This is a genomic window from Pseudomonas sp. GD03903, from assembly GCF_029840045.1.
In the GTDB taxonomy this organism is placed as follows: Bacteria; Pseudomonadota; Gammaproteobacteria; order Pseudomonadales; family Pseudomonadaceae; genus Pseudomonas; species Pseudomonas pseudonitroreducens.
On sequence record NZ_JAOCBT010000017.1, the window covers coordinates 1 to 11355 of the forward strand.

Below are 11355 nucleotides of genomic sequence, written 5' to 3' on the forward strand. Positions count from 1 at the left end.
CAGGCGAGGTTCGAGGGCAAACACCGCACCGAGGCCGGCGCCGGTGATCCCGAGCTGCACCATCACGCCCGCGGGGATGCCCAGCAGGTGCGGCCAGGTTCGGCCCAGGCCGAAGAGCAGGCCCGAGGACATCAGCATCACGTTGTTGGGACCGGGCGTGATCGACATGACGAAGGCGTAGACGATCAGCGCCACGAGGGCGGTATGTTCCATGGGAGTTCGCTGGGACGGGGAGTACCGGGGCGTTGAGGGAAAGACGAGGCCCGTCCGCGAATTGATTCTGGGCCGGGCATGGCGTCGGCTCCAGCGAGAAATTTTCAGTCCCACCTGAGATATTCGCGCTTGGCCGCAAGCGTCATCGCGCAGCAGACTTCGCAGGTACTGCCCGGCGCTGCCGAATCGATGACGGCCCGGCACTTCGGGCGGTTCCTCGCAGGAGAACCCATGTCTTCCGATTTCATTCGATGCGCGTCGCACCCAGACGGCTATGCCGAGTTGGTCATCGACCGGCCGGCAGCCCGCAACGCCCTGTGCCGCTCACTGACCGATGCGATGGCCGCGCACCTCGACAGGCTGGCGGCCGACGCCGCCGTGCGGGTGGTCCTGCTGCGCGCCGAAGGCGAACACTTCGCGGCCGGTGCCGATCTCAAGGAAATGCTGGGCATCAGCGCGGAGCAGGCGCGGGCCACTGACTTCGCCGGTTGCTGCGCGCCGCTGGGCACGTTCCCCAAGCCCGTGGTGGCGCTGGTGCAGGGCTTCGCGCTCGGCGGCGGCTGCGAACTGGTCGAGATGTGCGACATCGTGCTGGCGGCCGAGAACGCCGTGTTCGGCCACCCGGAGGTTCGCGTCGGCACCATGCCCGGCGCGGGCGGCACCCAGCGCCTGCCGCGCCTGCTCGGCATGGCCAAGGCGCTGGACCTGCTGCTGACCGGGCGCCGCATGGACGCCCGCGAGGCCGAACGCAGCGGGCTGGTCTCGCGCATCGTGCCCCCCGATCACCTGCTCGAAGAGGGCCGCCGGCTCGCCGCCGACATGGCGTCGCTGTCGGGCGAGGTGCTGGTCCTGATCAAGCAGGCCGCGCGTGCCAGCGCCAGCCTGCCCATGGACGAAGGACTGCGCCGCGAGCGGGCCGCCTTCCACCACACCCTTTCGCTGCCCGACCACGAGGAAGGCATGCGTGCATTCCTGGAGAAGCGGCCACCTCGATTCAACCCCCTCTCCACTGCAAAGGAACCTTAGAACGATGACCCAAGCCGCCCCATCCTTGCCGCTCGATCCCCAGGTCGAGCGAATCGTCCGCGACAGCTTCGCCCGCCAGGGCCTGATGCACCACCTGGGCGCCGAACTGCACGAGGTTGCGCGCGGGCGGGTCAGCATCCGGTTGCCGTTCCGCGAAACCCTCACCCAGCAGCATGGCTACTTCCATGCCGGCGGCACCAGCGCCATCGCCGACTCGGCCGGTGGCTACGCGGGCTTCACGCTGTTTCCACCGGACAGCTCCGTGCTGACCGTCGAGTTCAAGATCAACCTGCTCGCCCCCGCGCAGGGCGACTACCTCGAAGCGGTCGGCACGGTGGTGCGCTCCGGACGCACCCTGACCATCTGCCAACTCGAAGTCTTCGGCGTCACCGAGCAGGGACGGGCCCAGGTGGCGCTCGGCCAGCAAACCCTGATCTGCCTGCAGGGCAAGCAGGATCGATGACGTTTCCGGTGTCCGCGCAAGGATGCGCTCGGCGGCCAGTGCCGCCATTCATGAAGGAGAACCCATGACCCCAACCTCGACCCAAACCCTCGGGACCCTCGACACAAGCCGCTGGCTGCGCGGACAGTCCAACGCGACCAAGGTGCTGGCGGTGCTGTTCGGCACCCTCGTGCTCACCGCGTCGTCCCACGTCAGCGTGCCTATGGTGCCGGTGCCAATGACCATGCAGACGCTGGCCGTCACGCTGGTCGGCGCACTGTACGGCTGGCGCCTGGGTGGCCTAACGATCCTCGTCTGGCTGGCCCAGGGCGCGCTCGGGTTGCCGGTGTTTGCCGGTGGCACGGGAGGCCTGGCGCGCTTCCTGGGACCGACGGGTGGCTACCTGCTGGCTTTTCCCGTGGCCGGCGCGCTGACCGGCTGGCTGGTCGAACGCGGCTGGCATGGCGGGCGCGTCGTGTTGGCCTTTGCGGCGATGCTGATCGGCAACGCCCTGTGCCTGCTGCTCGGCGGCGCCTGGCTGGCCGCGATGGTTGGCGTGCAGAAAGCGATCGCCGTGGGCGTGGCCCCCTTCGTCCTCGGCGGCGTGCTCAAGTCGGTGCTTGGTGCAGCGCTGCTCAAGGCCATCGACAGCGGTACCCGCAAGGCGGCGCACCGATGACGCGCGTTCCGGGTCGGCCCGGTACATCACGATGAACGCCCTCGATGCGGAGCAGGCGCGGCGCTTTGCGCTGGCGTGGCTGCCCGCCTGGACCGGCAACGATCCCAAGCGGCTGGCTGCCTTCTATTCCGAGGATGCCTTCTATCTCGACCCTGCCGTACCCCAAGGGCTGCGGGGAAAGCCCGCGTTGCTGGGCTATTTCGAGCGCCTTTTGGCGCGCAATCCGGCGTGGGTCTGGACGCAGGTCGAGGGCATCCCCATGGAGGATGGCTTCCTCAACAAATGGCGCGCGGACATCCCGGTCGGCGGCGAGGTGTTGACCGTGGTCGGCGTGTGCCTGGTGCAACTGGACGGTCAGGAAAAGATTCGCCGCAACGAGGTCTATTTCGACCGCTCCGAGCTACTGGCAAGAATTGCCGCAGCTATCGAGCCGCAGAACAGCGAATGAACCGGCAGGGCGGGAAGTGTTGCCGCCTTGACGATCATGCTATCTCGCTCGACGCTCGGTCAGAGTGGCACCGCTTTTCGGTGATTCGGATGCCTTGGGTCCAACAGTTTCTTCCGACGCGACCAAGTCCAGAGCCGACAGCAGCGCATCGCCCTCGATCGGACCGTGCAGCAGCAGCGATTTCCCGGTCAGGCCGTCGTCAAGCCGCACGGTGGGCGTGGCGTTGATGCCGCTGCGCAGGGCCTCGTCGGCCTGTGCGCGAACGATGGCTGCGGGGCGGTCGCTGTCCAGGCAGGTCCGCATGGCGGTCGTCAGACCTGGCCAGGCATGATCGGTGGGCAGCCCCTGGCCATCGCCCCGGGTGCTTTGGTAGAGCCATGCGATCGCATCGAAGAACGCCTCGTGACCTTGCGCCTCACCTGCGCACTCGGCCACGCGGGCCAGCCGACTCGCCTCGGGATCGTGCATCGCCAGCGGCAGGTGATGCCACCGCAGGCTGGCCTCGGGATGGGCATCGATCCAGGCCATCAGGGTCGGGTAGTAGGCCTTGCAAAACGGACACTCCAGGTCGGCGTACAGCGTCAGCGTGAAGCGCGCATCGGCTGGGCCGCGGCGCCAGGGTGGGCCGGCCGGATGCGCCTGCGCGGCCTCAGGCCCCGTGCGTGGTGCCGGCGCACCGGGCGTGCGGTACAGGAGCCAGCCCAGCAGGCCGGCTACAAGGATGCCGGCGACCACCCAGGGCAGCCGTGGCAGGCGCCCAGCGCGCTTGCGAATGGCCTGGGATCGGCTCGGCAAGGTGGTTTGCTTCGAGGACATGACGCGCTCCGGTCATTTCGGCAGGGACAGCGGCGGCGATGCGATGCCACGCGCCTGGTCGATCGTTTCGGCCACCTTGAAGGCGGCATCCAGTTCGCCGATGCCGTACTGGCGCATGAGCTGGTAGCGCTCGGCTTTTTCTTCCGGTTCGGTCTGCGCAAGGGCAAGATAGAGGCTGGGCGGCACGGCGCGGAACAGCACTTCCATCGACTTGGACAGGATGACGCCCTCGCTGAACTTGCCCGCCTCCTTGCGCGCGGACAGCATCAGCGCCTTCTGCGCGGGTGAAAGTTCGCGGAACCGGGCGATCTTCTCCACCTCGTCGGGCGGCATCGACAGGCAGATCCACCACTCGATCATGTTGAGCATGGGCTCGGCGGCCTTGGGCAGGTCGTCGATGTTCTGCGTCGCCAGCCAGTACCACGCACCGAGCTTGCGCCACATCTTGGTGATCTTGACCACGTAGGGCGCGAGCAGCGGGTTCTTGGTGATGATGTGGCCTTCGTCGGTGACGTTGATGATCGGCCGGCCCAGGAACTGGTCGCGCTCGGCGATGTTGTTCACAGTGTTGATCAGCGAGATGTAGGCAATGGAGAGCTGCGCGTTGTAGCCCTCGCGCGCGAAGGTGGCCAGGTCCACGATGGTGATGTCCGCCTCGGGCCAGGGCGTGCCCGGACGGTCGAACATCTCGCCGTCTGCGCCCTGGCAGAGCATGTCCATCGCATCGGCCATCTCCAGCAGCCGCGCGCGCCGGGCATCCGGCAGGTTGGCGTCGCGGGCGCGTTCGCGCAGCGCGTCGCGCACGTCGCGGGTCAGCACCGTGCGCGCCTGTGCCACGCAGCGCTGGGCGGCGCCCAGGATGCACTGGCGAATCAGGCTGCGGTCGGCGCGCGTCATGCGCGCTTCCTCCTTGTCCTCGCCGCCGGTGATCATCAGCCGGGCGGTGATTTCGAGTTCGCCGAGCACGTCGCGCTGGTCATCCCCGTCGTCGGCCTGATGGGTGTCGCCGTCCTCGTCCAGAGCGTCGGCATCCAGCGTCTGCACCTGGCCCGGTGTATCGACCAGTCGCCAGGCATCGGCGAATGGCGCCAGGCTCACGCCCGCGCCGGGTGCCAGCTTCACGCGATGCACGCTCAGGCCCAGCCGAGCGGCGAAGTCACCGAACAGGCCAAAGCTGTTGCCGGCCTCGACGATGAACAACCTGGGCCGGTAGATCGCCGTGACCTGGTTGAGGATGTTGTTCAGCGTGGCGCTCTTGCCGGAACCGGTGGGGCCGAAGAGGAACAGGTGGGCGTTCATCTGCCGGTCGAGCCGGTTCAGTGGGTCGAAGGTGATCGTGCCGCCGCCCCGGTTGAAGAAGGTAATGCCCGGATGGCCGGTGCCCTGGCTGCGCCCCCACACCGGCGCCAGATTGGCCGCGTGCTGCGCGAACATCAGTTGCGTGTACCACTGCCGCTTGTCCGCCGCCGGGTCGAACAGACAGGGCAGCCAGCGCAGGTAGGTGTTGAGCGGGGCCACCTCGTCCTCTTCGCGCACCGGTTGCAAGCCCGCATTAAGCATGACATTGACCAGTTGCAGGCCGCGGGCGTCGAGCTGCGCCATGTCGCGGCCGCGCAGGTAGAACGCCAGCGTGCCCCGGTACAGCTTGTGCGCGCTGCCGATGAGGCCGCGGGCCTGCTGCACGTCTTGGCGCGCCTGTTCGCTGGCGAGCGTCTCGCCAACCGCCTTGCGGGCCAGGTGGTTGAGGTGCGCCTCCAGCACATCCTGCGGCGTGGCGACCAGAGTCAGGCACATCACCGTGTCCTCAGGCATCTGGTCGAACAGCGCGTTCATCGCATCGCCGCCCTTGCGCGTCTCGCCGGTCACGTGTCCGGTCGCGGGCGGCGAGCGCAGGCGGTCCATGACGATAGCCCGGTGCGGCATGCCGTCGAAGAACCACAGGCCGCGGGCGACATCCGAGCGCGGCTGACCGAAGAACAGGCGTTGTGCGAAGTCGCCGCTGGCCAGTTCGATCTCACCTTCTTCCCGTTCCTCCGGGTAGCGGGCGAGCGCGTAGAACCGTTCCCGGTCTTCGGCCGTGCTGCCCAGCGCGCCGGGATTCGGGTTGAACCAACGCAGCAGCCAGTCGTGAATGTCCGCCGCGCCAAGGCGCCGGGCCTTGACGCCGGCATTCGCCAGGCCGCCGACCAGGCGGTCGCAAATCGTCGCCAGGGCCTGCTCGGGCGATTGCCCCCGCCGGGCCGATGCGGCGTCCGGGGTGCGCCGATAAACCACCATGCGCACGCGCCGGGTCTGGCCGCGCCACGGCAGGCGTGTGACCGTGGTGTCCTCGAACAGGCCGCCCGGCTTCGCGATCGCGCGCAGGTGGTGCCCGAAGTAGCGCAGATAGAACTCGCTGAACGCGCTGCCCTGCGCGCGTGGATGCAGGTACGCCCCCAGCGTGCGCAGGTAGTGGTCCCAATCGGCTTGGTCCTGCGCGTAGAGCTGCACCACCCACGGGTTCTCGTCCAGTTCGTCGAAGGAGTCCTGCAGCGCATTCTCCAAGGCATCGCGGGCCTGCCACAGCCAGGCGGTCTCGCGCCCTTCGGTACCGATCGGCTGCAACTCGAAGAACGCCGCCACCGATTGGCCATCTTCGAGCAGCATGCTCTTCGTGGCCGGCAGGTACTCGACCCAGGGCAGCAGGTCGGCGAAGGACGGCGCCACGTCGTAGAGCGCCGCGTGGTCGGCCTGCGTCGCGGGTCGCCGATGATGCCGCCCAGGGGCGGCGCCAGGTGCGTCGATGCCGTGCGCGGCGAGGCGGTCGACATGCTGCGTCCAGGCGTCTGGCTCGATGTCGGCCTGGACTGGCCTGGGGGCCGGACGACGCGGCCACGGCAGTCGCCAGCCCATCAGTAGTCCTCCAGCCGTTCGCCCGGCATCGCGTACTGCACGCGCTGGTAGAGCGGGAAGACGGTGCTGTAGCCGGGCACCGGCACCGGGTCGGTGCCGGCCAGGTGCGGAAAGACGTACATCACCAGATCGGGGTTCGGCAGTCGATGGAATTGTCGCTGGATCTCGTTCGCTGCCGTGCGGGTGTAGGCCGCGTTCCGGGCGGGCGCCGCGAGGGTGTCAGCGTCGGTCAGCGGGCGGCGCAGGTCCTGGCGTGCGTCGAGCAGCAGGCGGCCGGCCTGGCCGCCGCTGTAGCCGCCAGTCTCGTGCTGCCAGACGTCCTGCATGGTGTGCTCGCCCCGAGGTAACAGCTTTTCCGAGCTGGTGGCACAACCCGCGAGAACGGCGGCGGCGAGGAGGACAAGGGGGCGGTCAATCCAGGTCCGACGCATGCGCTTCTCCCATGAGGTGATTCACCCGGCGCCCCTTGGCGTCGTGGTCGATGGCGATCGGCTGCTCCAGGTGCACGGCCACCCTGGCGCCGGGCTGCACGTAGACCGCCGCGAAGGCCTGGCCGTAGAGCTTGTTGACCCAGTCGGCCATGTCGCGCACGCCACCAGCCAGGATGCGGCCCATGGCCTCGTTGCCCGAAATGCCGACCGTGCCCAGCGAACCGTTGTTGTTGGCGACCACGGCCACGCTGCCGTTGTCGGATTTGATGAGCGAGGCGGCGCCCGCGCCGGCCGCGGTGATCAACGCCTGCGATCCCAGGTACTGCTGGGCATTGCTGCGGCGCTCGCCCGAGACGCACGGGATGCCGTAGGGATCGCTGATCCAGCCCAGGCCATCCAGCAGACTGGTGCTGTTCTGGCTTCGACTGCGCTTGCCGTCGTCCTCCGGCACCGTGCGGATGGTGCCGTCGCTGAACACGAAGGTGATGGAACGGACCTGCCCACGCACGCACGAGAGCGTCCAGTCGCCCGAGGCCGTGCCGCTCACCACCGCACCGGCCACGTCGGGAATCTCGATGCCGTTGGCCGCCAGGTTGTCGGCCCCGATCAGCACCTTGAAGGGGAACGGGTCGTTGACGGTGCCGTCGATGGGGATGCGACCGATCAGCGCGGTCATGGCGACCGAGCCCATCAGCGTGGCATTGGTGGGCACCGTATAGACCGCCTGGGCGGTGCCGCCAACGGCCTGCGCCGTCCTGTCGCTGACGGCCTCCGCCGCGGCCGACAGCTCCGGCGAGGCCGGGCCGAAGCTGGAGGGAAAAGCGGGCAAACGCAGGCCGCCGGCCGAACCGTTCTTCGGATCGGGCCGGGCGTCATCCGGTTCGATCCAGCGCATGCCGCCGTCCTTGAGCGGCCCGCCGTCATGCCCATCCAGTCCAAGGCCGATCGGCAGGTCGGCGGCATCGCCCTTGCCGGACAGCCCGTCCAGGCGGCGCTGCAATTCCTGCATCAGCCCTTGCGTCTGCTGCCGGTCGCTGGCGGCCTGGGTGCGCTCCTGTTCCAGGCGGCGGCGTTCGCTGTCGAGGGCGTTCTGGATGCGCTGGTCGATCGCACCCTCGCGGGTACGCAGGCGCTCGTTCTCGGCCTTGTGCTGGCGGTTGTCGCTCAGCGCGGTCTGCAGCTCGGTGCGGAGCTGCTTGACCTGCGCGACCAGGGTGGCGACGGTGTCGCGCGGGGTGTCGCCCGCGATGCCGAGCGCCTTCATTTCTTCGGGAGTGAGCTGCCCCGGAACATCCTGCTTGCCAGGCGCAGCGTCACTGCCTGAGAACAGCCTGGCACCGACGAACACCAGCAACAATGCCATCGGAATCAGCAGCCACTTCAACAGGGGATTACTCCTCATCGGACGTCCTCCCCGCAGCGGCGGCCGGCGGCAAGTTCGTACCGGCATCGATGGGGCTGAGCACCGGCATCAGGGACTCGGCCAGGCCACGGCCGCGCGTGACCAGATAGACCACCGTGGTGTCGGTCGAAGCGCCCGCCGGCCCCAGGTCCGGATGCTGGAAGGTCGCGGCCACGAAGTCGCCTTGCAGCACCCTTGGATCGAGATCGATACGGTGAGGCGAGGTGTTGGTCAGGCGCACCGCGGTGACCCACTGGTCTTCGAGTCGCCAGGCCGCCAGCGCCCGCGCCTTCAGCGGCAGCGTTGGCAGCAGTGTGTCCAGCGCGAGCGGGCGCCGCAGCGGCACGCGCCCGATGCCGGCCACGGGCTCGACGGTGCGCAGCGGTGCGTAAAGGTTCTGCGCCGCGTAGCGCGTCAGGACAACGGTTATCGGCGTTTGCCGACGCCTCGCGGGTTGCGCTGCCTGGGTTGGACCGGCGACAGTGTCACCGCTGGCCTCCGCGACGGCCTCCTGCAGGACGATGCGTACAGGCTCCAGCGGCTGCTCGCCTTCCCCGGCGTCCGTGGCTGCGATGTCGACCAGCACGATGGCGCCGGATTCCACGTCCTGCAGTTGCAGCCGCGTCGGCCCGATGGCCTCGCTGGCGCGCAGGTAGATGGCGCCACCCGCGCTCTGCACGCGCAGCCGCTCGCCCAGGCTCGGGGGCAGGCCGACACGCACGTTGCGATCGATGAAGACCACGCGCTCCTGGCCGACGACCAGAGGGACGGCCAGCGGCAGCCGCTGCCAGCGCAGGATCTCGATGGCATGGCTGTCCGGCACCAGGCCGAAGCCAACGGCCAGGCTCGCCACGATGGTGAAGACGTGGTGTTTCATGGGTTGCCTCCCTGCGAAAGGCCGCCGCCGGGCGTGCCGGACGGAGGCACTGCCGGCGACGGTGCCTCAATCCGCTGCGGCGCGCCGTCATAGCAGTCCAGCGCAAGACCGAAGGGGTTGTGCTGGGGATCGACGTCCAGCCGCACCACTTTCAGCGGATAGCGCACCAGGGCCCGCTTGACCTGCTCGGCGCCGTAGTACTCGTCCGCGCTGACATCGAGCGTGACGATCCAGTCGCGGCTGGAAACCGTCTTTACCCGCATCGTGGGGTTGTCGCCAAAGCCGCGCCCCGGAATCTCGTAGATGCCACGCACCCGCTGGCGCAATTCGCCACTGCTGCGCCGGTGCTCGTAGTCCTGGCGCAGGAAGGCCTGGCAGGCCGGTGTGAAATAGGCCGACAGCGCGTGGAGGTTGCGCGGGTAGTCCTGTTCGCCATCCGTCGGCCAACGTTGTACCTGCTGCCAGACGTAGAAGGCGAACGCATAGACATTCTCGGGCGGCACATCCCACCAGGCGCGGGTGCTGCCCGAGCGCAGATCGGGGGGCACGTGGATCGTCAGTTGCCTCGGCGCACTCCACCAGCCGAAACCGAGCAGCAGCGCCACCACGAACAACGCACCGGCGCCCAGGCGCAGCGTGCGCACATGGGCCTGCAGGTGATGGACTTCATTCCTGAAACGGCTCATGAGGCGGCTGCTCCGCGTGAGCGCCGGGTGGTCCAGTACCCAGACCGCGTGATGAGACGGTGCCCACCGAGCGAGGACGCTGCCAGCGGATGGCGCAGCGCCAGGCGCCACTGCAGTTGCCGGTACAGCCAGATGTCCGGGCGGCCGCGCTTCTGCCGGCGCAGGAAGCCGCCACCACCGAACACGCCAGCCGCCACGCCGGCCACGATCAGGGTCGGCACCATGGCGACGCTGTGCGTGGCCCAAGCCAGCGGCACGCCGGCGATGAACCCCGCCACCGCGGACAGACCGGCGCAGATCCAAAGTTCGTCGGCGGTCAGGCCCCTCACCACGACGGGCTGGCGGTTCAGCCTGTGCGGCAGGAAGGTCACCAACCCGTCACGCGCGATATCGTTCAAGGCAGCCATCGCCGCTCAGAGCACGCCGGTGGCCTTGGTCAGCAGCCAGATGCCGACCACCAGCAGGATCGCACCCACGGCCACGGTGAGGCCGAACTGGCCCCAGGTGGCGCGGCCGGTATGGATTTCCGAGTAGCGCGTATAGGCGTGGTAGCACACGCCGACGAACATCGAGGCGACCACGAGGAGCGCGATCAGCAGCACGATGTCGTAGCCGTAGTTCTGCAGCGTCTGCATGATGCCGCTGCCCGGGCCGCGCGAGGGGTCCTCGATGGTCGGCAGGCCCTGCGCCCGGGCCGCCAATGGCAAACCCATCAGCATCAATGGCGCGAGGATGGTGGTGGCAACGCGATGGGGAATCGGATGGGTCTTCATGGCGGTAGGGCCTTTCGTGGTGGTCAGGACAGGAGGAAATAGGTCAGCACCAGGTACATCGCGACGAAGCGCACGACGACACCCAGGAACTGACGCTGGGACAGGCGCTGCTCGGCCCAGCCGGTGTAGGCGGTACGCATGGCCCACACGCCCCACAGGAGCAGGACGGCGAACACCAGACCGAGCACCACCGTGGCCACGGCGGCGGGGGCGAAGCCGCCGTTGGCCTGGAAGGCGCTGACCTGGGCGGCGTTCATTGGGGTGCCTCCTGGTCGGAGGGCGGGCTGGACTGGCGGTAGTCACCGGACAGCTCGACCGAATCGCGCGGCTGGGCGCGCGGCGGCGTCAGGTAGTCCTGGATACCGGCCCGAACGCGCTGGAGGTCCTCGCGCAGGCGGGCATGGTCGAAGTGGTAGCGGGCGCGCTCCTGCGGAGCGGTATGGGCGGCGTGCTCGGCGAGGCGGTCGATCAGATCGAGCTGGCGCGCGAGGGTCGCCAACTGCGCATGCTCTGGGGAGGCATCGCCCGCTGACGCGGGCGTGGCATTGGTCAGCGCGACGGCTAGGACTAGGGCCAATGCCGGCGCGCCGCGGCAGTCGGTCGTTGGTTTGCCTGTGGTCGTCATCACGCCATTCCGCAGTCGTCTGGATGGCGGAATGCTGCGGTGGTC

At 68.6% G+C, this 11355-nt stretch carries 14 protein-coding genes and 1 pseudogene; 4 read left to right on the top strand and 11 right to left on the bottom strand.

Annotated elements, in window-relative coordinates:
• Window positions 1-213: pseudogene (locus tag N5C91_RS22760) on the bottom strand (LysE family translocator); the annotation flags it as partial.
• Window positions 214-444: 231 nt separating this feature from the next.
• On the opposite strand from N5C91_RS22760, the gene N5C91_RS22765 reads away from it, so the two are divergent.
• The 4 genes from N5C91_RS22765 (at window position 445) to N5C91_RS22780 (ending at window position 2808) form a co-directional block, all read left to right on the top strand.
• Window positions 445-1239, top strand: a complete 795-nt coding sequence (locus N5C91_RS22765) for an enoyl-CoA hydratase-related protein (protein ID WP_124086408.1) — start codon at window positions 445-447, stop codon at window positions 1237-1239.
• Window positions 1240-1243: 4 nt separating this feature from the next.
• Window positions 1244-1702, top strand: coding sequence for a PaaI family thioesterase (locus tag N5C91_RS22770; RefSeq protein WP_024889590.1), 459 nt, complete (start codon window positions 1244-1246; stop codon window positions 1700-1702).
• Between the two features lie 64 nt (window positions 1703-1766).
• Window positions 1767-2360: a biotin transporter BioY gene (locus tag N5C91_RS22775; protein WP_279832158.1), complete on the top strand. Its 594-nt coding sequence runs from the start codon at window positions 1767-1769 to the stop codon at window positions 2358-2360.
• Window positions 2361-2391: 31 nt separating this feature from the next.
• Complete coding sequence (locus N5C91_RS22780; protein WP_279832160.1) at window positions 2392-2808, top strand: nuclear transport factor 2 family protein; 417 nt, start codon at window positions 2392-2394, stop codon at window positions 2806-2808.
• Window positions 2809-2847: 39 nt separating this feature from the next.
• Here the strand turns inward: N5C91_RS22780 and N5C91_RS22785 are convergent, their stop codons facing one another.
• Genes N5C91_RS22785 through N5C91_RS22830 form a run of 10 tightly spaced genes read right to left on the bottom strand, consistent with a single transcriptional unit; the run spans window position 2848 to window position 11310 of the window.
• On the bottom strand, window positions 2848-3624 hold the full coding sequence (locus N5C91_RS22785) for a thioredoxin domain-containing protein (RefSeq protein ID WP_279832161.1): 777 nt from the start codon (window positions 3622-3624) through the stop codon (window positions 2848-2850).
• Between the two features lie 12 nt (window positions 3625-3636).
• The gene (locus N5C91_RS22790; RefSeq protein ID WP_279832162.1) at window positions 3637-6516 is read right to left on the bottom strand and encodes a conjugative transfer ATPase; all 2880 of its coding nucleotides are present in this window, start codon (window positions 6514-6516) and stop codon (window positions 3637-3639) included.
• Window positions 6516-6947: a TIGR03751 family conjugal transfer lipoprotein gene (locus N5C91_RS22795; protein WP_027350534.1), complete on the bottom strand. Its 432-nt coding sequence runs from the start codon at window positions 6945-6947 to the stop codon at window positions 6516-6518. The genes N5C91_RS22790 and N5C91_RS22795 overlap by 1 nt, the downstream gene beginning before the upstream one ends.
• Window positions 6928-8349: a TIGR03752 family integrating conjugative element protein gene (locus N5C91_RS22800; RefSeq protein WP_279832164.1), complete on the bottom strand. Its 1422-nt coding sequence runs from the start codon at window positions 8347-8349 to the stop codon at window positions 6928-6930. Before N5C91_RS22800 ends, N5C91_RS22795 begins: the two co-directional genes overlap by 20 nt.
• The gene (locus N5C91_RS22805) at window positions 8339-9226 is read right to left on the bottom strand and encodes a TIGR03749 family integrating conjugative element protein (protein WP_279832165.1); all 888 of its coding nucleotides are present in this window, start codon (window positions 9224-9226) and stop codon (window positions 8339-8341) included. The genes N5C91_RS22800 and N5C91_RS22805 overlap by 11 nt, the downstream gene beginning before the upstream one ends.
• Window positions 9223-9912, bottom strand: a complete 690-nt coding sequence (locus tag N5C91_RS22810; protein WP_032958271.1) for a PFL_4703 family integrating conjugative element protein — start codon at window positions 9910-9912, stop codon at window positions 9223-9225. Before N5C91_RS22810 ends, N5C91_RS22805 begins: the two co-directional genes overlap by 4 nt.
• Window positions 9909-10319, bottom strand: a complete 411-nt coding sequence (locus N5C91_RS22815) for a TIGR03750 family conjugal transfer protein (RefSeq protein WP_124086392.1) — start codon at window positions 10317-10319, stop codon at window positions 9909-9911. The genes N5C91_RS22810 and N5C91_RS22815 overlap by 4 nt, the downstream gene beginning before the upstream one ends.
• Before the next feature lie 6 nt (window positions 10320-10325).
• The gene (locus N5C91_RS22820) at window positions 10326-10685 is read right to left on the bottom strand and encodes a TIGR03745 family integrating conjugative element membrane protein (protein WP_279832167.1); all 360 of its coding nucleotides are present in this window, start codon (window positions 10683-10685) and stop codon (window positions 10326-10328) included.
• Between the two features lie 23 nt (window positions 10686-10708).
• Window positions 10709-10942, bottom strand: coding sequence for a TIGR03758 family integrating conjugative element protein (locus tag N5C91_RS22825; protein ID WP_009463356.1), 234 nt, complete (start codon window positions 10940-10942; stop codon window positions 10709-10711).
• Entirely contained in the window at window positions 10939-11310 is a 372-nt protein-coding gene (locus tag N5C91_RS22830; protein ID WP_024889602.1) for an RAQPRD family integrative conjugative element protein, read from the bottom strand. The genes N5C91_RS22825 and N5C91_RS22830 overlap by 4 nt, the downstream gene beginning before the upstream one ends.
• Between the last annotated feature and the right edge of the window lie 45 nt (window positions 11311-11355).